This window comes from Lentzea nigeriaca, assembly GCF_016907955.1.
In the GTDB taxonomy this organism is placed as follows: domain Bacteria; phylum Actinomycetota; class Actinomycetes; order Mycobacteriales; family Pseudonocardiaceae; genus Lentzea; species Lentzea nigeriaca.
This window is the reverse complement of the sequence record NZ_JAFBCX010000008.1, coordinates 136,320-154,737: the sequence shown is the minus strand read 5'-3', so window position 1 is coordinate 154,737 and position 18,418 is coordinate 136,320. Positions and strand designations below refer to the sequence as shown.

26 protein-coding genes are annotated in these 18,418 nt (G+C 68.2%); 14 read left to right on the top strand and 12 right to left on the bottom strand.

From position 1 onward, the window contains the following. Window positions 1-5: 5 nt before the first annotated feature. Window positions 6-1,190, top strand: a complete 1,185-nt coding sequence (locus tag JOD27_RS27260) for an ABC transporter ATP-binding protein (RefSeq protein WP_204765133.1) — start codon at window positions 6-8, stop codon at window positions 1,188-1,190. 267 nt (window positions 1,191-1,457) lie between these two features. Continuing rightward, complete coding sequence (locus JOD27_RS27255; protein WP_204765132.1) at window positions 1,458-2,345, top strand: SDR family NAD(P)-dependent oxidoreductase; 888 nt, start codon at window positions 1,458-1,460, stop codon at window positions 2,343-2,345. Window positions 2,346-2,590: 245 nt separating this feature from the next. Here JOD27_RS27255 and JOD27_RS27250 read toward each other — a convergent pair whose 3' ends face one another. Further along, window positions 2,591-3,091, bottom strand: coding sequence for an SRPBCC domain-containing protein (locus JOD27_RS27250; RefSeq protein WP_204765131.1), 501 nt, complete (start codon window positions 3,089-3,091; stop codon window positions 2,591-2,593). Further along, complete coding sequence (locus JOD27_RS27245; protein WP_204765130.1) at window positions 3,088-3,390, bottom strand: ArsR/SmtB family transcription factor; 303 nt, start codon at window positions 3,388-3,390, stop codon at window positions 3,088-3,090. The genes JOD27_RS27250 and JOD27_RS27245 overlap by 4 nt, the downstream gene beginning before the upstream one ends. A 119-nt stretch (window positions 3,391-3,509) precedes the next feature. Between JOD27_RS27245 and JOD27_RS27240 the strand changes: the two genes are divergently transcribed. Further along, complete coding sequence (locus JOD27_RS27240) at window positions 3,510-4,505, top strand: hypothetical protein (protein WP_204765129.1); 996 nt, start codon at window positions 3,510-3,512, stop codon at window positions 4,503-4,505. After that, complete coding sequence (locus JOD27_RS27235; protein ID WP_204765128.1) at window positions 4,502-4,786, top strand: hypothetical protein; 285 nt, start codon at window positions 4,502-4,504, stop codon at window positions 4,784-4,786. The genes JOD27_RS27240 and JOD27_RS27235 overlap by 4 nt, the downstream gene beginning before the upstream one ends. A 4-nt stretch (window positions 4,787-4,790) precedes the next feature. Here JOD27_RS27235 and JOD27_RS27230 read toward each other — a convergent pair whose 3' ends face one another. The 4 genes from JOD27_RS27230 to JOD27_RS27215 form a co-directional block, all read right to left on the bottom strand. Then, window positions 4,791-5,159 (bottom strand): GNAT family N-acetyltransferase, encoded by a 369-nt coding sequence (locus tag JOD27_RS27230; protein ID WP_204765127.1) that lies wholly within the window; start codon window positions 5,157-5,159, stop codon window positions 4,791-4,793. A gap of 58 nt (window positions 5,160-5,217) precedes the next feature. Further along, window positions 5,218-5,400 (bottom strand): hypothetical protein, encoded by a 183-nt coding sequence (locus JOD27_RS27225; RefSeq protein WP_204765126.1) that lies wholly within the window; start codon window positions 5,398-5,400, stop codon window positions 5,218-5,220. A gap of 311 nt (window positions 5,401-5,711) precedes the next feature. Continuing rightward, the gene (locus JOD27_RS27220) at window positions 5,712-6,569 is read right to left on the bottom strand and encodes a ParB N-terminal domain-containing protein (protein ID WP_204765125.1); all 858 of its coding nucleotides are present in this window, start codon (window positions 6,567-6,569) and stop codon (window positions 5,712-5,714) included. Beyond that, window positions 6,559-7,230: a metallophosphoesterase family protein gene (locus JOD27_RS27215; RefSeq protein ID WP_204765124.1), complete on the bottom strand. Its 672-nt coding sequence runs from the start codon at window positions 7,228-7,230 to the stop codon at window positions 6,559-6,561. Before JOD27_RS27215 ends, JOD27_RS27220 begins: the two co-directional genes overlap by 11 nt. A 65-nt stretch (window positions 7,231-7,295) precedes the next feature. Between JOD27_RS27215 and JOD27_RS27210 the strand changes: the two genes are divergently transcribed. After that, the gene (locus JOD27_RS27210; RefSeq protein ID WP_204765123.1) at window positions 7,296-8,372 is read left to right on the top strand and encodes a DUF2332 domain-containing protein; all 1,077 of its coding nucleotides are present in this window, start codon (window positions 7,296-7,298) and stop codon (window positions 8,370-8,372) included. Here the strand turns inward: JOD27_RS27210 and JOD27_RS27205 are convergent. After that, window positions 8,356-8,736: a hypothetical protein gene (locus JOD27_RS27205; RefSeq protein ID WP_204765122.1), complete on the bottom strand. Its 381-nt coding sequence runs from the start codon at window positions 8,734-8,736 to the stop codon at window positions 8,356-8,358. The two genes, JOD27_RS27210 and JOD27_RS27205, sit on opposite strands and share 17 nt — an antisense overlap. Before the next feature lie 139 nt (window positions 8,737-8,875). Beyond that, window positions 8,876-9,946 carry a magnesium/cobalt transporter CorA gene (gene corA, locus JOD27_RS27200; protein WP_204765121.1) on the bottom strand — a complete coding sequence of 357 codons (1,071 nt, stop codon included), beginning with the start codon at window positions 9,944-9,946 and terminating at the stop codon, window positions 8,876-8,878. A gap of 289 nt (window positions 9,947-10,235) precedes the next feature. On the opposite strand from corA, the gene JOD27_RS27195 reads away from it, so the two are divergent. Together JOD27_RS27195 and JOD27_RS27190 are read left to right on the top strand one after the other, a co-directional pair. Next, entirely contained in the window at window positions 10,236-10,739 is a 504-nt protein-coding gene (locus tag JOD27_RS27195) for a MaoC family dehydratase (protein WP_112271026.1), read from the top strand. Window position 10,740: 1 nt separating this feature from the next. Then, window positions 10,741-11,736 carry a DUF2332 domain-containing protein gene (locus JOD27_RS27190; RefSeq protein WP_204765120.1) on the top strand — a complete coding sequence of 332 codons (996 nt, stop codon included), beginning with the start codon at window positions 10,741-10,743 and terminating at the stop codon, window positions 11,734-11,736. A 28-nt stretch (window positions 11,737-11,764) separates the two neighbouring features. Here JOD27_RS27190 and JOD27_RS27185 read toward each other — a convergent pair whose 3' ends face one another. Further along, complete coding sequence (locus JOD27_RS27185) at window positions 11,765-12,178, bottom strand: NUDIX hydrolase (RefSeq protein WP_204765119.1); 414 nt, start codon at window positions 12,176-12,178, stop codon at window positions 11,765-11,767. Between JOD27_RS27185 and JOD27_RS27180 the strand changes: the two genes are divergently transcribed. The 4 genes from JOD27_RS27180 (at window position 12,156) to JOD27_RS27165 (ending at window position 14,619) form a co-directional block, all read left to right on the top strand. Then, window positions 12,156-12,479 (top strand): hypothetical protein, encoded by a 324-nt coding sequence (locus JOD27_RS27180; RefSeq protein ID WP_204765350.1) that lies wholly within the window; start codon window positions 12,156-12,158, stop codon window positions 12,477-12,479. The genes JOD27_RS27185 and JOD27_RS27180 overlap by 23 nt on opposite strands. Window positions 12,480-12,544: 65 nt before the next feature. Continuing rightward, window positions 12,545-13,105, top strand: a complete 561-nt coding sequence (locus tag JOD27_RS27175) for a PH domain-containing protein (protein WP_204765118.1) — start codon at window positions 12,545-12,547, stop codon at window positions 13,103-13,105. A gap of 36 nt (window positions 13,106-13,141) precedes the next feature. Continuing rightward, window positions 13,142-13,999: a PHP domain-containing protein gene (locus JOD27_RS27170; protein WP_204765117.1), complete on the top strand. Its 858-nt coding sequence runs from the start codon at window positions 13,142-13,144 to the stop codon at window positions 13,997-13,999. Between the two features lie 8 nt (window positions 14,000-14,007). Next, entirely contained in the window at window positions 14,008-14,619 is a 612-nt protein-coding gene (locus tag JOD27_RS27165) for a MarC family protein (RefSeq protein WP_307830340.1), read from the top strand. 180 nt (window positions 14,620-14,799) lie between these two features. Here the strand turns inward: JOD27_RS27165 and JOD27_RS27160 are convergent, their stop codons facing one another. Next, complete coding sequence (locus tag JOD27_RS27160; RefSeq protein ID WP_204765116.1) at window positions 14,800-15,102, bottom strand: ArsC/Spx/MgsR family protein; 303 nt, start codon at window positions 15,100-15,102, stop codon at window positions 14,800-14,802. 38 nt (window positions 15,103-15,140) lie between these two features. Between JOD27_RS27160 and JOD27_RS27155 the strand changes: the two genes are divergently transcribed. Continuing rightward, window positions 15,141-16,010, top strand: coding sequence for a RecB family exonuclease (locus tag JOD27_RS27155; RefSeq protein ID WP_204765115.1), 870 nt, complete (start codon window positions 15,141-15,143; stop codon window positions 16,008-16,010). A gap of 84 nt (window positions 16,011-16,094) precedes the next feature. Beyond that, the gene (locus tag JOD27_RS27150) at window positions 16,095-16,391 is read left to right on the top strand and encodes a hypothetical protein (protein WP_204765114.1); all 297 of its coding nucleotides are present in this window, start codon (window positions 16,095-16,097) and stop codon (window positions 16,389-16,391) included. 8 nt (window positions 16,392-16,399) lie between these two features. On the opposite strand, the gene JOD27_RS27145 is transcribed toward JOD27_RS27150, so the two are convergent. Continuing rightward, a complete protein-coding gene (locus JOD27_RS27145) occupies window positions 16,400-17,044 on the bottom strand; it encodes a response regulator transcription factor (RefSeq protein ID WP_204765113.1) in 645 nt (214 codons plus the stop codon). Window positions 17,045-17,287: 243 nt separating this feature from the next. On the opposite strand from JOD27_RS27145, the gene JOD27_RS27140 reads away from it, so the two are divergent. Beyond that, a complete protein-coding gene (locus tag JOD27_RS27140) occupies window positions 17,288-17,506 on the top strand; it encodes a hypothetical protein (protein ID WP_204765112.1) in 219 nt (72 codons plus the stop codon). Between the two features lie 27 nt (window positions 17,507-17,533). Here JOD27_RS27140 and JOD27_RS27135 read toward each other — a convergent pair whose 3' ends face one another. Then, window positions 17,534-18,418 carry a type II secretion system F family protein gene (locus JOD27_RS27135; RefSeq protein WP_204765111.1) on the bottom strand — a complete coding sequence of 295 codons (885 nt, stop codon included), beginning with the start codon at window positions 18,416-18,418 and terminating at the stop codon, window positions 17,534-17,536.

Sequence of the window (18,418 nt, the reverse complement as noted above, 5' to 3'; positions counted from 1 at the left end):
TGACAATGGCAGAGATAGTTCTGGACAAGGTGAGCAAGAGGTATCCCGACGGCGCGCTGGCCGTGCAGGACGTCAACCTCGAGATCGCCGACGGCGAGTTCATCATCCTGGTCGGACCGTCCGGCTGCGGGAAGTCCACCACCCTCAACATGATCGCGGGCCTGGAGGACATCACCGAGGGCGAGCTGCGCATCGGCGGGCAGCGCGTCAACGAGAAGGCGCCGAAGGACCGCGACATCGCGATGGTGTTCCAGTCCTACGCGCTCTATCCGCACATGACGGTGAAGGAGAACATGGCCTTCCCGTTGCGGCTGGCCAAGGTCGACAACGCGACGGTGGAGCGCAAGGTGCGCGAAGCCGCCGAGATCTTGGACCTGTCGCAACATCTTGAGCGCAAACCGTCGAACCTGTCCGGCGGCCAGCGGCAGCGCGTGGCGATGGGCCGCGCGATCGTGCGCAACCCCAAGGCGTTCCTCATGGACGAGCCGCTGTCCAATTTGGACGCCAAGCTGCGCGTGCAGATGCGTACCTCGGTGTCGCGCCTGCAGAAGCAGCTCGGCACGACGACTGTCTACGTGACGCACGACCAGACCGAGGCGATGACCCTCGGCGACCGGGTCGTCGTCATGCGCGGCGGTGTCGTGCAGCAGATCGGCGCACCGCAGTTCCTCTACGACCACCCGGCCAACCTCTTCGTCGCGGGCTTCATCGGCTCGCCGTCGATGAACTTCGTGCCGGCGACGCTGGAGAACGGCTCGTTGCGGTCGGTCCTGGGCGACTGCGTGCTGACGGACCGGGTGCGGCAGCTGGTGGAGGGTGCCGACGCGCCCCGCGAGGTGATCATGGGCATCCGCCCGGAGCACTTCGAGGACGCGGCTCTCGTGGACGCTGCCACGCTGTCGTCCGGCGGCAAGTTCACCTCGCAGGTGGACGTGCTGGAGTCGATGGGCTCGGACAAGTACGCCTACTTCACCCTCACGGGAGAGCAGGCGGCCTCGGCAGAGCTCCAGGAACTCGCGGCGGACGCGGGATCGGACGACGTGCCCGGTGACGGCATCTCGCTCGTGACGCGGTTGTCGTCGTCGTCCGGCGCGGTGGAGGGAGCCTCGGCGGACATCTGGTTCGACGCGGACAAGATCCAGCTCTTCGACCCGTCCACCGGCAGGAACCTGACTTACACGGAACGATGAATTCTCGTTGACCGGAGCCGCCTTCCCGTTCGGGGAGGCGGCCCCCTTTTTTTCACTCGATCGGGTGAGGACAAAAGCCTCAGGGCTGGGGGCTGATTAGTGCGGGCCATCTGCCGGGCCGAACTCGGTTCGCCATTGGGCGCTCGTCAGCGACTTCTCATCGAAACATGTTCTGCGCCGCTTCGGTTTGTCAGCACGCTTGTCGAAGGCGGGTACAGAGCCACAGGGGGGTTCCGGGAACCGCCGCTGAGTGAAAGAGAGCGTGCAATGGGGATCTTGGACGGAAAAGCCGTCGTCATCACGGGGGCCGGCCGAGGTCTCGGTGAGGCCTACGCGATGCACGCGGCCCTGGCGGGCGCGTCGGTGGTGGTCAACGACAACGACGGTGACCTGGCAGAACGGGTGGCCGAACACATCCGCGGTTACGGCGGCCGCGCCGTGGCCTCGAGCCACACGGTCGCCGACCCGAGCGAGGCCGCCAAGATCGTCGAGCTGTGCGTCGACGAATTCGGCCGCGTCGACGGCCTCGTGAACAACGCGGGACTGAACTACGAGACCGCCCCGTGGGAAGACGATCCCGAGACGATCAAGCACGTCGTGGAGGTGAACGTCCTCGGGGTCATCTATGTCGGAATCGCGGCGATGCGGGCGATGCGCACCACCGGCGGCGGTTCCATCATCAACATTTCTTCCGGTGCCTCCTTCGGCCAGCGCAAACTGGCGACCTATTCGGCGACCAAGGGCGCTGTGGCGTCGTTGAGCTACTCGTGGGCCCTCGACCTGGAAGCCGAAGGCATCCGCGTGAACGCCGTGTGCCCGGTCGCGCACACGCGGATGGTGTGGAAGTCCGAACGTTCCCTGCGCGCCATTCCGGCCGACCGCACGCCGGGCAAGGTCGCGCCGCTGGTGCTGTTCCTGCTCTCGGACCGCGCCGAGGGCATCACCGGGCAGGTCATCCGCTGCAACGGGCGTCAGCTCCACATCGTGGGGCAGCCGTACTTCAAGCAGCCGATCCTGGAGAGCGACAACTGGGACACCGCTTCTGTGGAGCGGGCGTTCACGGGCGTGCTGCAGGCGCACCTCGAACCGTACGGGTTGGAGAAGAGGATGCCTCCCCGGCTCCGTGCGCTGGTGGAGCCTTCGCAGACCGCCTGAGCTCGGTGGACAGAAGTGTCACCGGATCGGTCCGACCTGGTGACACTTCTGTCCGTGGGTGCAGGGGAGGCGTTGCCGGACACGTTCACCACGGGCCAGGCGACCAGGGCGGGCCTGCACGGGATGCCGATCATCTTCCCGACGACTTCGGGGACGTCGTGGCCGCTGTGATCGATTTCGTGGACCCGCTGGCCGCCGGAGACCCCCGAGAGGCTTGGAATCCGGACGACCGCAAGTGGGTGTGATCACCTCCACACCGGATAGTGCGGCGCGACCTCCGCGTATCGCTCGCTCCACTTCGGCGGTTCCACGCCGTCCAGGCGCGCCCGCATCCGGTCGAGGAAGGCGTGCGTCCCAGGCACGAAGCCGAGCGCGTTGCGTTCGGACAGTCCGCGGTGGGTGAACGTCAGCACCGTCTCGTCGCCGTCGGCGCGGAGCTCGTAGCGGACGACGCTGTCCTCCACGATCCGTTGCTGCCACTCGTGTTCGAAGATCGCGTGGCCGTTCTCCGGCGGCTGCCAGGTGAGGATGCGGCCCGTGACCCTCTTGGCCTCGGGTGGTGCCGGCGGGTCTTCCGGCTCGATGACGATCTGGCCGTCCTCGATGTGCGTGGTGCCCAGCCAGGCCTTGCGTTCGGCGGGGTCGGTGATCGCGGCCCAGACGTCCGCGATCGGGAACGGCAGCCTGCGCTCGAACGTGAGGATCGCGTGGGTGCCGTTGACGATCACGGTGCCGAGGTCGTTCATCGATTCTCCAGGTGCTGTTGCAGTGCGTCGAGGTGGTTGCGCCAGAAGCGGCGGTACGGCGTGATCCAGTCGTCGATGCGTTGCAGGCCATCGGGTTTGAGGGCGTAGATGCGGCGCTGGCCGTCCGGGCGGACCTCGACCAGGCCGACTTCCCTGAGCACGCGCAGGTGCCGGGACACGGCGGGCTGGGTGAGCGTCGGCAGGCTGTCGACGAGTTCTCCCGCGGTGCGGTCGCGTTCGGCCAGCAGGCTCAGCAGGTGACGGCGGTTCGGTTCGGCCACGGCCTCGAAGACGTCCACGGTTCGTAAGATAACCAGGGGCGTATATAAGCACAAGTGTATATGGCGTTCTGGTGACGTTTTAGCACGTCACACGGATGGCTCCGGGAATTGTCGGACCCGTCTGTCACCATCGGCACATGGCTGAGCGCAAACCCAGAGTCACCGACTGGAGACTCGTCGTGCAGTCCCGGCTGGACCGGGTCCGCGCGGATCTGGCTGCGCTCGGACCGTCCGATCCGGTCGATCCCGAGGGCGACGTGTGGCGCCGCACAGCCGAGGAGCAGGCGGCCGTGGTGGATCGCATGCTCAGCGACCGGGAGCCGTGGTGGCGGATGGTGCCGTCGTGGTGGTCGGGCTGGCACATCGAACGGGCCTGGCGCGCCCTGCACGAGGCCGAGGTGGCGACGATCTCGGCGGAGCGCGGGTTTCTGGGCCGGCTGCCCGGCCTGCAGGCGCGGGTGGCGCAGTACCTCGACGACGACGATCCGCGCCGCCGCGCCCTGGAAGCGTTGCGGCCGGGGGAGTTCACACCCGCGGTCGAGCGCGCGATCGTCGTGGACGCGCTGCGGGCGGCCTACGACAACTCCGACTTCGCCCACGCCGGCTCGCGGGCGCTGCGCAACAAGCTGATCGCAGCCTCGCTGGTGCTGTTCGTCATCAACACGGTCCTGGGCGTGGTCGGCATCGTGAAGCCGGGCATCATCCCGCTCTGCGTCGATCCCAAGGAGAACGCGCTGCCGACGGTCTGCCCAGGCGGCACCGCCAAGGCCACCGGGGTGGACGTGTGGCTGGTGCAGGTGCTCGGCTCGTTCGGCGCGGTGCTGGCCGCCGTGGTGCTGCTCTTACGGCGCCGGCCATCGCTCTCGCCGTACGTCATGATCGGCTACCAGGCGCTGATCAAGATCATGCTCGGCGCGGCACTGGCGGTGGTCGGGATCCTGGCGCTCGGGGCGGGCGTCACGAGCGGGTTGATCGGCATACCGTCGGCGGCGGCCTTGCTGTTGTGGGCGGTCATCTTCGGGTACGCGCAGCAGATCGGCACTCGCTTGCTGGACAAGTACACGGACGAGGTGCTGGACCAGGCCCGTCCACTGCCGGACGCGCCGGACGGCCCGCGCGTGGCCCCGCGATGAGCGTGTCCGGGCGGGTGACGGCGCGGGTCCGCCGTGACTTCGGTGCGGCAGCGAGCGAAGCCCTCGAAGCGCTGGCTCTGGCCGAGACCGGCGGCCAGGAAGTGGAACGCGTCCACGCGGCGCTGGTGTTGATGGCGGAGGGCAGCGTCGACCGGTTGTGGCAGGCCGTCGAGTTGAGCGCGCTGGACTGGCGCGACGTGCTCATGAACGGCGGCCTGGCGAACTACGACTGGCCTGAGGTGCTCGAGCGCGAGTTCGGGTCTGGACAGCGGCGTTCGTAGCTGATCAGGCCGGGTTGGTGCGCTCGACCCTGGCGTGCACGGTGTGGACGTCGTCCGAAGACAGCGCGAACGAGGCCAGTGCGGCGGCCGCCTCGGAGGCGTACTCGCGGCCCTGACGCGAAGGCACCACGCTGTAGCCCTGATCTCGACACGACCATCGGAAGGAGGCCGGAACAACCTCGGACGTGGCCCGCTCGGCGATCAGGTGGTGCCCGAACGGCGAGAGCCACGACGGGTTCTCCGCGATCACGCCGGCGATGACGATGTCGCTCTCGGCGGGAAGTCGGCGACCACGACGGCCGGCGCCCAGGGCCTTGACGTCCAGGACGTCCCACGGGTGCAGGACCAGGCGGTCGGTAACAAGATCAGTCACCCGCGCAAGTTGCTACGGCAGCCCAGGCCAGGCGACTGACTTTCTTCAAGTACGAGGCTCAGCCCTCTGTGTTGCTGTCGGGACTGTTCCGCCGGGGCGGTGGAAACCGCCGCTGGTAGACGTGCTTCGCGATGTCTGGCAGGTCGTCAGGCCTGGCACGCCTGGTGAACTCGCGCACCGTGAGGTACCTGAACGTGGCTGCGCCGATGCCGGAGAGTGCCACCGCTGCGGCTGCGATCATCTCGACCACGACCGAGGACCCTTTCGCCTCGTCTGGTCGAGTAGGTCGCGCCTCAGCTCGACCAGTGCGTTGACTGGTTCGAACTAAGGTCAGCCCTGGCAGCACGGCCGCTCACCGCCTCTCGGAAGGGCTGGCTTGCGGGAAGGCAGAACTTAGGTGGTGGTGCCGGTGGAGTCGTGTGGTGCGCACGGACTTGCCGTTGAAGTCCGGTCCTCCCAACTCTTCGGAACAGGGCGACAGCTTCGCCGTTCTGTCGCCCTCGTCTTCAAGGTACCGCAGCAACAGCGGGCGGCGAAGGCCGATCGAAGCGTTCAACCACGGCGGTGCGCCTGGGTTTCCTCGCGCACGGCGTTGATCACCTCGGCGTCCCACCGGTGCGTGCGGATGAGGCGGTAGCGTTCGGCCGCCACCCACATGTAGGCCTCGGTCTCGGTCCGGTCGCCGATCATCTCGGCCTGTCGCAGCATCGCGACGACGGGCTTGTACTCCTCGGCGTACCAGCGACGGGCGATCTCGGCGCGGTCCAGCAGCTCGCCGGTGTCCTGCATCAGGCGGAAGCCCCACGCCTCGATGTGCTCGCCGAGTTCGGCGTAGTCCCACGGGTCCGACAGGACCACCGCGGCACGGGCCTCGCCGTTCAGCGGCACGCGTTCCAGGAACAGGCGCCGGTAGTCCTTCACGATCAGGTCGCCGCGGTACCGGATGCCCGCGGAGTTCAGGCGGGTGATCACCTGGGTCACGTAGGCGTCGATCACGGTCAGGCCGAGGGCGTGCGCCACGGACACGCGGTGGTGCCCGTCGATGATGAAGTGCAGTTCGCCGACCCGGTACACCTCGATGGGCGGCACGTTCTCGCCGCGGCGGGTGGCCAGGGCGAGTCGTTGCCAGCGCTCGCGGACGCGGCCGGAGGTCGGGCGGAAGCGCCGGTCGAAGTCGCGGGTGCGGTCGACGCTGCCGACGATCGAGTCGAGGCGGATCGACTGCAGGCCGAGGCGCTTCTCGGACACCATGCCCAAGGCGTCCACGACCTCGTGGAACGGCAGCATGATGTTCACGTCGTCCGGCTCGCGGCGCAGCCAGGCCGCGAGGCGCGACATCACCTGGCGGCGGCGGGCGCGGAGGAAGTCGTTCTCGGCGTCGGCCACGGGGAAACCGGTGTCACGTCTCATCGCGAGCTCCCGAGATGTCGAGCACCTTGTACGGGACCACGTTCACCACGCGGACCCCGTCCAGCACGCGGTCCGGCCGCGGCACGCCGTGCGGGTGGATGTGGCCGTGCAGCAGGAGGCCGGGTCGCAGGCGCGAGACCAGGCCGTTCAGGCAGGCGAACCCACGGTGCGGTGCGTCCGGTTCGTCGCCGCAGTCCAACGGCGGCGAGTGGGTCAGCAGCACGTCCACGCCACGTCCGTCCCGCAGCCTGCGCCACCCGGCCAGCCGGGACACCCGGCGGGCGCGGCGGGCCTGCTGCCGTTCCGTCCACTGGTTCGGGCCCTTGTTGTAGCGGATCGAACCACCCAGACCGGCGATGCGCAGGCCGGCGACGTCGACCACGCGTTCGTCCGCGTTCACCGCACCGGCTGGACCTGGCCAGCGCACCGGGACTCCCGCCTTGGTCCACAGGCCGCGCACGTTCGCGTAGCCGGACAGGTCGACGTCGTGGTTGCCGGGGACGAACACCAGGGGCTTGTCGAGCGCGTTGGCGAGGAACTCCAGGTAGTCGAAGGGGAGGTCGCCTGCCGCGAGGATCAGGTCGACACCGGCGTGCTGGTGCACCTGATCAGTCCACAGCTGTTCGACGACCTCGTCCGCCACTGCGAGCACCCGAACCATTCCAGCAAGCGTAATGAGGCCTTCTCCGGATGACGCGGGACAGCGCTGCCACTAGCGTCAACGGCGTGCTTGCCGAGCTGTTCGCCGCGGCCGCCGACCTGTGCCGCGACCGCAGTCCGCTGACCCAGCGACTCCTCACCGACGCCGCCGGCGACCTGAGGCAGGGTGGCGTCACGACCAGGATCATGGCCGGCTCCGAATGCGACCGGGAGGGCACCGTGCCCGGTCTGCGGTTCGCGGGCGCGGTGCACCGGCTCGTCCTCGAGGGGCTCGCGCCGGGGCTCGCGAAGCACTACCCGTCCGTCGGCGGCCAGCCGCATCTGCCGACGTTGTGGGAGGACGCGTTGCCCGCGCTCAACGAGCACGTGGATCTCCTGCGGCACCGCGTCGCCGCCACGGTCGTGCAGACCAACGAACCCGGCCGCAGCGCGCCCCTCTACGGCGGCCTGCTGGTCGCCGCGCAGGAGGCGGCGAAGGCGGCGGGCCGGCACGTGCCGTTCTGCGTGCGGCTGCTCGAGGTCGGCGCGAGCGGCGGGCTCAACCTGCGTCCGCACCACGTCGGCTACCGGCTCGGCGACAGGGTCCTCGGCGACCCGGACAGCCTGCTCGTCCTCGACCCCGAGTGGACCGGCAGGCCACCGGCCGACCTCGACCACCGGCTGCGCGTCGTCGGGAGGGCCGGCTGCGACCTCACCCCGGTCGATGTGTCCACAGAGGATGGACGGCTGCACCTCAGCTCGTTCGTCTGGGCGGACCAGCTCGACCGGTGGAACCGCCTGCGGGACGCGCTGGACCTCGCCGCGACGGACCCGGTGAAGGTCGACCGGTCCGCGGGGCCGGAATGGCTCGCCAAACAGCTCGCCCGCGTCGAACGGGACGTGCTCACCGTCGTGTGGCATTCCGTGGTGTGGCAGTACGTCTCGCCTGCCGACCGGGCGATGGGACGGGCTGTGCTGGCCGACGCGGCCGCGAAGGCCACGCCCACGACACCGTTGGCGCTGCTGGTGTTCGAGCCGCGCAGGGAGATCGACTACAAGTTCGCGCTGATGCTCAAGCTCTGGCCGGCCGGGATCTCGCTGTCGCTCGGCGTCGGCGAGGGCCATGGCATCCCGTTCACCTGGAACGTCACCCCGTGGGAGTGATCACCGCGTTGGCCACGTAGCGCCCGTCCTTCTCCTCGACGGGCAGCTTGAACTCCGAACGGACGCCGTCGCGCGTGTACTGCACGACCACGGCACCGTCGCGGTAGAAGCCGCCCTCGACGCGGGCGGTCGAGAACTGCTCGGTCGTGGACTTGGCGACGTCCTCGCCGCCGACGGCGAGCAACGGCTTCAGTTTGTGGAAGTCGTTGGCGCGCAAGGCGTTGGTCACCTCGGCCGCCAGCTCGTCCGGCGACGACGCGCCTGCCGCCGGCCAGCTCGCGATGGAGATGAAGACCATCGTGAGCCAGCCGACCGCGAACACCACGATCCAGGGACGCAGGCTGCTGCGCAGCTGGCGGTACACGTCAGGGCGTTCCGCTGATCAGCACGAACACGGTGGTGATCCAGCAGAGCAGGAACGCGAGGATCCAGAAGCGGATGTTGGTGAGCATTCTGGTCATGACAGGGCCTCTCTACGAACGAAAAAGCGAGCGAAACCGGGACTAGAGCCAGCGATTTCGGCGCAATATTCGGTAGAGCGTCAGGCAGGCGATGAGGACCAGGCTCATCACCAGGGGGTAGCCGAACTTCCACTTCAGCTCGGGCATGTAGTCGAAGTTCATGCCGTACACACCGACGACCATCGTGGGCACGGAGATGATCGCGACCCACGCGGTGATCTTGCGCATGTCGGTGTTCTGCTGCAGCGTGATCTTCGCGAGCGTCGCGTCGACCAGCGTGGTCAGCAGCTCGTCGAACGCCGTGACGCGCTCGGACACCTCGGTGAGGTGGTCGTCGACGTCGCGGAAGAACGCCCGCACCTGCTCGGGGATGAGCGGCGTGTAGCCCTCCGCCAAGCGGCGCAACGGGTTCGCGAGCGGCATCACCGCGCGGCGCAGTTCCACGACCTCGCGCTTGAACATGTAGATCTGCTCGGCGCTCACCTCGGTGCGGGGCGCGAAGACCCGCTCCTCCATGCGGTCGATGTCGTCCTCGATGTGGTCGGTGACATCGAGGTAGTTGTCGACGACCTGGTCGGCGATCGCGTGCATCACCGCGGCGGGACCGATCTCCAGCCGCTCCGTGTCCTCTTCCAGCACGTGGCGCAGCTTGGAGAGGCCCGAGTGGTTGCCGTGCCGCACCGTGATGACGAAGTCCTTGCCGAGGAACACCATGATCTCGCCGGACTCGACGATCTCGTTGGCGGTGTCGGGCGACTCGTTGGTCACGTAGCGGACAGTCTTGAAGACCATGAAGAGCGTGTTGTCGTACCGCTCGAGCTTCGGGCGCTGGTGCGCGTGCACCGCGTCCTCGACCGCGAGCTCGTGCAGGCCGAACGTCTCCGCGATGCCCTGGATCTGCTCGGCGTCCGGCTCGTGCAGGCCGATCCAGACGAAGCCCTCCTTGCGCTTGCGCACCTCTTTGACGGCGTCGGTGTGCGTCCACCGGCCGGGCAAGCGCTTGCCGTCGACGTACACCGCGCAGTCGACCACGTAGTGCGACAACGGCACGGAGATGTGCGGCGTCGGGCGCTGCTGGGCACCGCGGCCGCGGATCGAGGGCAGGCTGGGCATGGTGAGTTCCTCCAGGTACACACGCCGGCGTTGAAGTGCGAAAGCACGACGGGCGTCCCGACCAGGTGAAACTCAGAACTTCCAGATCGATCTAGAAGGCCACCTCGGTGAGGACGCGCTTGGTACTGGCAGGGTGGGGGTCCTTGCTCATTTAGGGGTCCTCACCTCCTCGGGGCGAAGGTCACTGGTGGTGGAAATCCTCACACACCGGTTGCCGAGGGTACTCCCTCTCTGTTCAGACTGTCTCCCCACCTGAGACAGATCTCGATCACACGTAGTTGGAGGCGCAGTGCAGTTCGGTCGGTACTACGAGGAGTTCGAGGTCGGAGCGGTCTACAAGCACTGGCCGGGCAAGACGGTCACGGAGTACGACGACCACCTGTTCTGCCTGCTCACGATGAACCACCACCCGCTCCACATGGACGTGAACTACGCGGAGAACACGACGGACTTCAAGAAGAACGTCGTGGTCGGCAACTACATCTACTCGTTGTTGCTGGGCATGTCCGTGCCCGACGTCTCCGGCAAGGCGATCGCCAACCTGGAGATCGAGTCGCTGCGGCACGTCAAGCCGACGTTCCACGGTGACACGATCTACGGCGAGACCGAGGTGCTCGACAAGACGCCGTCCAAGTCCAAGGACGACAGGGGCGTGGTCTACGTGGAGACTCGTGGCTACAAGCAGGACGGCACGGTCGTGTGCATCTTCCGCCGCAAGGTCATGGTGCCGAAGAAGTCCTACGGTGACGCTCGTGGTGGCGAGCAACCGGGGCGCCCCGAACCGAAGGAGTGAAGTGACTTCTCTGGATCTGGCCCAGAAGCGTCTGCGCGAGTTCGCGTCCGAGGCGGCAGGCATCTCGCCGCTCTACGAGCACCTCGCGTCGCGCGCAGCCGAGGATCCGGAGGTCGCCGATCTGCTGACCGCCGCCAGCGAGGACAACGCCACGGGCGAGCTCCTGCTGGCGGCGGCTCATCGGCTCGTGCAGGCGGAGCCGTTCCACCAGCTCTCCAACTACTACCCGTCGCTGGGCGGGACCTACGGCGCCGACGAGAGCACCTGGCCGCTGTTCCGCGACTTCCTGCTGGAGCGCGCCGAACGGGTGCGCGAGCTCGTCCGCACGCAGGTGATCCAGACCAACGAGGTCCGCCGCGCCGCACTGCTCTACCCGGCCGTGGCCGCGGCCGCGAAGCAGGCGGGCGGGCCGATCGGGCTCGTGGAGGCCGCGACGACCGCGGGCCTGCTGCTCGGGCTCGACCAGTACTCGTACCGCTACCAGACCCAGGAGGCCGGTCAGCTCGTCGCCGGGCCCGCGAAGGCCGCGCTCGGCCTGCACTGCGCGCTGGAGCTCGCGCCGGGCGCGGTGCTGCCGAAGCTGCCCAAGACCGTCAAGGTGGCCGCGAAGGCGGGCATCGGCGTGGCACCCGCTGATCTGGCCGATGAGGACGCTTACGCGTGGCTTGAGGCGTGTGTGTGGGCGGACCAGCCGGAGCGGCTGCGACTGTTCGGTGTGGCGTGTGGGGTGCTGCGCAAGAACCCGCCCCGGCTCGTCGCCGGTGACCCGGTCGCGGATCTCGCCAAAGCGACAGACTCGATCGACGCGCCGCTCGTGGTCATCTCGAGCGGCTCTGGACTCGACCTCGCGCCCGCCTTGTCCGCTTTGGACCGGCCTGTCTGGTGGGCCGCACACGAGGACGGCGAGCTGAAGCTCGTCCGGGTGCGTGACTCGGACGTCGAAACGACCACGCTGGCGACCACCGAGGCCCACGGGCAACGTCTCGTTTGGCGCTGAACGCCACCCTCGATCGCGTGAACCGTGATCAGGCCCTGGGCAGGCAGTTCCAGTCGGAAAGCGCTTGCACGAGGCCGTCCGCGGTCGGAAGTGTGGCCAACGTCGCACTGTCCGTCCATGCGACATCCGATGCGTCGTCGCCCGCTCGGAGCACACCCGACGTGACCTGGCATTCGTAGTCGAAGATCAAGAAAACCCCGTTCGGGGCCGGACGCTCGACGCTCCCGACGAGACGGCCGACGGTGACGGAGAGTCCTGTCTCCTCGGCGACTTCCCTAGTCACGGCAGTCGCGTCCGACTCCCCAGACTCCACACGCCCACCCGGTATCGACCACATGCCTTCACCAGGCGGATTCGCACGTCGCACGAGCAGTAGTCGCCCGTTCGAGTCATGCACGATGGCTCCGACACAACGGATCGTGCGCTCGCTGCTGCCCGTCACGAACACGAAGCGTAGTCACCCCGGAACGGCGGTGCAGTTCGCTACCCCGGCTGCGGTACAAATCTCCCAAGGCGCTGAATCGTGCTGTACAACGGTCACGAACGGCGCCAAACGGGTGCGGAACGCGGACGGGGTGGACACCGTGAACCTGAAGAAGATCCTCACTTTCGCCGGAATCGCCTTGCTGCTGTTCTTCCTCATTGCGGAGCCCCAGCAAGCGGCCCAGCTGGTCACCAACATCCTCAACTCGCTGCGAACTGCGGCTGAGGCCCTGATCACCTTCGTGCGACAATTGTTCTAGTTCACCCGTGCATCGCGGGAGGGCAGGGACAGGCACTGGCTGGTACCAGGAAGGGCTGGTAGCGCATGTTCGCACCACGTGATCCAGACGACTACCTGCTGTCGAGCGAGCGTCGGGTCATCCGGGTGCGCAGGCACTGGTCCTACCTGATCTGGGACGTGCTCGAGGCCGCGGCGCTGCTCGCAGGCTTCATGATGATCTCGTACCTGCTCCCGTCGAACGCGGGCGTGATCCAGAACGTGCTGTGGTACGGCGGGCTGATCGTGCTGCTGCGGCTCGCCTACTTCATCATCGAGTGGTGGGTCGAGCGCATCGTCGTCACCGACAAGCGGTTCATGCTGACATCGGGCGTCTTCGAGACCAAGGTCGCGATGATGCCCATCAGCAAGGTCACCGACCTCACCTATGAGCGGACCGTGGGCGGGCGCATGCTCGGCTACGGCACGCTGATCGTGGAGTCGGCCGGTCAGATCCAGGCGTTGAACCGCCTGGAGTTCCTGCCGGATCCCGAAGAGGTGTACGACGCCATTTCGGAGCTGACCTTCGGTGACAAGAAGGCGCAGGCCGAGCGGTTCTCGATGATCAAGGCACAGCGGGCCGCACGCGGGAAGAAGATGGTCCCGTAACACGGACCGTGCGGGGCGTCGTCCACACTGGACGACGTGGTCATCGATCTGCACACTCATTCGTCCGAGTCCGACGGCACCGACAGCCCTGCCGAACTGGTGAAGGCGGCGGCGCTAGCCGGACTCGACGCGGTGGCGATCACCGATCACGACACCGCGGCCGGTTGGGCCGAGGCAGCTGCCGCGTTGCCTCCTGGCCTGCGGCTCGTGCGTGGTGCCGAGCTCTCCTGCGCGTGCCCTGACGGTCGTGGCCGCACGATCACGGTCCATCTGCTGGCCTATCTGTACGACCCGACGCACGTGGCGTTGACGGCCGAGCAGTCGCGGTTGCGTCTCGAGCGGCGGTACCGGCTGCAGAAGATGGCCGAGATGATGCGGGCCGACGGCTTCCCGATCGACCCGGACGACCTGATGTCACGGCTGCCCGCCGACGCACCGGCCGGTCGCCCGCACCTGGCGCAGGCGTTGATCCGCGCCGGGGTCGTGACGTCGGTCGACGAGGCGTTCGCGACCTACCTGACCGGTGGGCGTTATTACGTGGGGCGGACGGACACGCCCGTCGAGCGCGCGATCGAGATGATCGCCGAGGCCGGTGGCGTCACCGTGCTCGCGCACCCCTTCGCCCGTTCCCGCGGTCCGATCGTGACGGCTGACGTCGTACGGTCGCTGGCTGCCGCCGGTTTGGGCGGGATCGAGATCGACCACCCTGACCACGATGCCGACACCCGTGCTTCGCTCCGGTCGCTGGCTGCCGAGCTGGACCTGATCGTCACCGGGTCGAGCGACTACCACGGCACCAACAAGACGGTGCGGCTCGGCGCGGAGACGACGGCGCCGGAGATGCTGGATGCTCTGGCGGAGCGGGCGACCGGCGTCAAGATCCTCGTGGGATAGGTGGCTCAGTGTTCAACGTGCGGCTGTTCATCGAGGCCACGATCACGCTGCTGGTGATCATGGACCCGCCCGGCACCGTGCCCGTGTTCCTGGGTCTGGTCGGCCGCAAGTCGCGCGACGCCCGCAAACGGGCGGCGCGGCAGGGCGTGCTGGTGTCGTTCCTGGTGATCACGCTGTTCGCGGTCGCGGGCAACTCGATCCTGGCGTACATGCACATCGGCATCCCCGCCCTGCAGGGCGCGGGCGGGCTGCTGCTGTTGCTGATCGCGCTGGACCTGCTGACCGGCAAGGGCGCGACGAACCACCCCGAGGTCGAGGACGTCAACATCGCGCTGGTGCCGCTGGGCACGCCGCTGCTGGCCGGCCCCGGTGCCATCGCCGCGACGATCGTGTTCGTGCGCCAGGCCGACGGGTGGGGCTCCTACTTCGCGCTGGCCGCGGCGATCGTGGCCGTGCACCTCGTGCTGCTGGGGACGCTGCGGTCCGCCGGGCTGCTGATCAAGGTGTTCAAGGAGAGCGGGATCCTGCTGATGGCCAAGATCGCCGGTCTGCTGCTGGCCGCGATCGCCGTGCAGCTGGTCGCGTCGTCGGTGCAGGGCTTCATCACCGGTTCCCAGTAGCGTGTCGCAGCTATCTCTTGGGATGTGGCCGGCGGGCAGCCGCGCTTCGATCATGAAGATCGCGCTCTCATGGCTGCCAACTGCACGGTTGGCAGCAGTCGGGGTGATCAGCAGACGTTTGCGTCGGCATTTCTCTACCGCCATCTCGGCAGCGACGTGCATGAGAGCCGCGACGCTCTACTAGCGCTCGATGTGCGCGGAGTCCCCGTCGATGATGATCGGACGCTCGATCAGGCTCGGGTTCGCGACCATGTGGGCGATCCACTTGGCGCGGTCGTGCTCCAACAGCGTGGGGTAGGCGGGCTCCTTGGTGCGCGCGATCTCCCACGGCTCCTTGCCCAGGAGCTTGAGGACATGGTCGAGCTCCTCCTCGGTGGGGGTGTCGTCGAGGTAGCGGCGCTCGGTGTACTCGACGCCCTCGTCGTCGAGACGTTGCTTTGCGGCGCGGCTCTTGGAGCAGCGCGGGTTGTGCCAGATCTCCATGCGCTGAAATGTAGCTGCGGAGCAGGGGCGATCGAACAATGTCAGGGGTGCTGAGTAACTTGGGGCGGGTGGAACAACTCGGCTTCGACTTCGGCACCGCAGCACCGCGTCGGCTCGTGCGCGTCACGCCCGCGAAGCTCGCGACGTGGACGGACTGCCCGCGCCGCTACCGCATGACGTACCTCGACCGCCCCACGCCGCCGCGTGGCGGGGCCTGGGCGCACAACACGCTGGGCGCGGTGGTGCACAACGCCCTGAAGGCGTTGTTCGACCTGCCGGCCGACCGCCGAACGCCCGACCAGGCGGTGGCGCTGGTGAACGGGCAGTGGAAGTCGGAGGGTTTCCGCGACGTCGACCAGGCCGCCGAGTACCGGGCGCGGGCCGGTGGCTGGGTGCACGACTACGTGGCGTCGCTGGACGTCGACTTCGAACCGCTCGGGGTGGAGCGCTGGGTGTCGTCGCCGACCGAGCGCATCGTGGCCGAGGGGCGGGTCGACCGCATCGACTACCGCGACGGCGAGCTGGTGATCGTCGACTACAAGACGGGCAGGCACGTCCTGAGCTCCGACGACGCGCGCGGCTCGCAGGCGCTGGCGTTGTACGCGCTGGCCGCGCGGCGCACGTTGCGCAAGCCGTGCCGCCGGGTGGAGCTGCACCATCTGCCGTCGGGGTCGGTGGCGGTGTGGGAGCACACGGAGGAGTCGCTGGCCCGGCACGTGCGGCGGGCCGAGGAGGCGGCGGACGAGATCGACCTGGCCACCGAGACGTTGAAGGCCGGTGGGGATCAGGAGATCCTGTTCCCGCCGGTCGTGGGGCGGCAGTGCCAGTGGTGCGACTTCCGGCGGAGTTGCCCGGAGGGGCAGGCGGCGGCTCCGGCGATCGAGCCGTGGGCGTTGCTGGCGCCGTAGGCCACGTTCGGCGTAACCGTGCTGGGACCGGTCGGGCCTTCCCCTCCCGCGCACCGCCGGCCCCGTAGGGTGGCTGGAGTGGAAGTGGAAGCAGCAAAGCGGCCGTCGCGGACCTACGGAATCCTGCGCGCCGTGAGCGGTGTGCTCGCGGTGGGCATGGTGCTGCTCGCTCTGGGGAACATCGGCGTCCAGTTCTACGCGAACGCTCGCGACCTGCCGGGGCCCGGCACGCTCTCGGTCACGGCGCACGTCGTGGCGGCGCTGCTCGTCGTGGCCGGGCAGATCGTGGCCGACCGGTACGCGGACTGGAAGGCGCCGATCGGTTCGCTGGCGGTGCTGGTGGTGACAGGGGCGACCCTGTGGACGTTCTGGTGGGCCTAGCCATGGGCTCAGGCGGTCGCGGCGTCGCTTCGGATGATGCCTTCACGCAGCGCCGCCATCAACGCCTGGGCGCGGTTGGAAACGCCGAGCTTTTCGTAGAGGCGTGACACGTACGTCTTGGCCGTCGAAGGCGACACGTACAGGGCGCGTGCGATGGCGGGGATGGACTCTCCGTCCCGCAGGAGCATCAACACCTCGTGCTCACGCGGACTCAAGGTCAGCCGCGCGGTTGTTGACCGCCGGCGCGCCATGGCATTGGCCAGACCCGCCGCAGTGAAGGACGAGGCCGCCACGGCCGCGTGCCTGATGGCACAAAGGACCTCCTCGACCGGCGCGCTCTTGCCGACGAACGCCGACGCACCGGTTTCCAGGGCCCTGAACAGCACGTCGTCCTCGCCTTGTGAAGTCAGCACCACGATGCCGAGCGTCGGGTAGCGATCACGCAGCTCGCGGGCGAGCCTGAGGCCGTCGGCGTCGGGCAGGCCCACATCCACGGTGACGACGTCCGGTGAGGCGGCGGCGATGACGCCGGGAGCCTCGGCCGCCGTCCTCGCCTCCGCGACGACCTTCAGGTCGGGGTGCGCGGCGGCGAGGGTCGTCAGGCCGAAACGGGTGAGCGTGTGTCCGTCGACCACGACTACTCTGATCGCCATGGGCTGACCCCTTCCGGATGATGGTTCACCCCGCTTGTCGTTCCGGAGGTGACAGATGGTTACACCGAAGGGGCTAATAGAGCACTTGGTCCCTTGAGGCAGGGACCGGCGGCGTCGCCCGTTGGTGGCCGAAGGCGATCCGCTCGCTGAACAGCGGCACGGCCAGGAGCGTGGTGAGCACGGGGCCGACGCCCGTCGCGGCGGGGACGCTGCGGCCGAGACGGCGGATCGGAGGAGATCCAGTTGGGCTTGCCGGAGTGCCGTGCTGCCGCAGGACGCCTCGGGCTGTCGATCACCGCGTTCGCGCGCCTGACACTTCTCTCGCACACCTCGTCGGTCGTCAACGAGGTCGAGGAGAGGTCGCGCTCGATCAAGAACATCTTCGCGTTCGCCGTCACCACACCGCAGTCACCGCTTCCGTGCCCTGAGCGGTCGACCCGACCAAGGGAGCGGACACGGTGAACGCGCCCGCTCCCTGGTTGCCGGCTGTCAGAGGTGCATCAGCACTTTGGCGATGCTGATCGCGCCCGGCCCGATGATGACCACGAACATCGCCGGGAACAGACACGCGATCAGCGGGAAGAGGATCTTCACTGGCACCTTCTGAGCCTGCTCCTCGGCATGCTGGCGGCGGCGGATGCGCATCTCGCGGGCCTGCTCGCGCAGCACGGAGGCGACGGGGACGCCGAGTTCACCGGCCTGGGCGAGGGCCGAGACGAACGCGCGGAGCTCGTTGACAGTGGTGCGCAGAGTCAGCGCGCGCAGAGCCTCGTTGCGGGACTTGCCGATCTGCATCTCCTGCAGGACGCGGGCAAATTCCTGGGCCAGCGGGCCCGCGGTGTTGCGGGCGACCTGGGCGAGCGCCGCGTCGAAGCCGAGGCCTGCCTCCACGCACACGGTGAGCATGTCGAGGGCGTCGGGCAGGGCGCGGCGGATCAGGTTCTGGCGTTTCTGGCCCGCGTTCAGCAGCAGTACGTCGGGCAGGAAGAAGCCGAGGAGCGCGCCCGCCACCAGACCGGCGATCAGCCAGCCCGCCGAGCGGATGCCGAGCAGGCCGCCGCCGGCCGCGCCGACCAGCAAGCCGAGCCCCTTGGCCCCGAGCACGCGGTCCGGGGTCCAGGTCGGCGGGTTGCCAGCCAGGTCGAGGCGGTGCTGCAACCCGTTGGCCACGCCCGCGGGTGACAGGCGCACGGCGATCGAGCGCAGCCAGCTCGGAGAGGCGGCCACGTCCTTCTGCGTGGTGACCGCGGCCGAGTAGCTCGTCTCGATCAGGGCGAGGGAAGCCGCGGCTGTGACAGGTGGCTTCAGAACGACCGCGACGACGCACAGCGTGAAAGCGAGAAAAAGGCAGCCGAGCCCAACGACGAGCACCAT

Bases quoted from the DNA above. Each gene is read 5' to 3' on its own strand.
- corA (WP_204765121.1), bottom strand. From the start codon at position 9,946: ATGCCCAGCCTGCCCTCGATCCGCGGCCGCGGTGCCCAGCAGCGCCCG.
- JOD27_RS27260 (WP_204765133.1), top strand. From the start codon at position 6: ATGGCAGAGATAGTTCTGGACAAGGTGAGCAAGAGGTATCCCGACGGC.
- JOD27_RS27235 (WP_204765128.1), top strand. From the start codon at position 4,502: ATGAGCGTGTCCGGGCGGGTGACGGCGCGGGTCCGCCGTGACTTCGGT.
- JOD27_RS27135 (WP_204765111.1), bottom strand. From the start codon at position 18,418: ATGGTGCTCGTCGTTGGGCTCGGCTGCCTTTTTCTCGCTTTCACGCTG.
- JOD27_RS27255 (WP_204765132.1), top strand. From the start codon at position 1,458: ATGGGGATCTTGGACGGAAAAGCCGTCGTCATCACGGGGGCCGGCCGA.
- JOD27_RS27215 (WP_204765124.1), bottom strand. From the start codon at position 7,230: ATGGTTCGGGTGCTCGCAGTGGCGGACGAGGTCGTCGAACAGCTGTGG.
- JOD27_RS27160 (WP_204765116.1), bottom strand. From the start codon at position 15,102: ATGGAGATCTGGCACAACCCGCGCTGCTCCAAGAGCCGCGCCGCAAAG.
- JOD27_RS27155 (WP_204765115.1), top strand. From the start codon at position 15,141: ATGTCAGGGGTGCTGAGTAACTTGGGGCGGGTGGAACAACTCGGCTTC.
- JOD27_RS27145 (WP_204765113.1), bottom strand. From the start codon at position 17,044: ATGGCGATCAGAGTAGTCGTGGTCGACGGACACACGCTCACCCGTTTC.
- JOD27_RS27175 (WP_204765118.1), top strand. From the start codon at position 12,545: ATGTTCGCACCACGTGATCCAGACGACTACCTGCTGTCGAGCGAGCGT.
- JOD27_RS27240 (WP_204765129.1), top strand. From the start codon at position 3,510: ATGGCTGAGCGCAAACCCAGAGTCACCGACTGGAGACTCGTCGTGCAG.
- JOD27_RS27225 (WP_204765126.1), bottom strand. From the start codon at position 5,400: ATGATCGCAGCCGCAGCGGTGGCACTCTCCGGCATCGGCGCAGCCACG.
- JOD27_RS27220 (WP_204765125.1), bottom strand. From the start codon at position 6,569: ATGAGACGTGACACCGGTTTCCCCGTGGCCGACGCCGAGAACGACTTC.
- JOD27_RS27250 (WP_204765131.1), bottom strand. From the start codon at position 3,091: ATGAACGACCTCGGCACCGTGATCGTCAACGGCACCCACGCGATCCTC.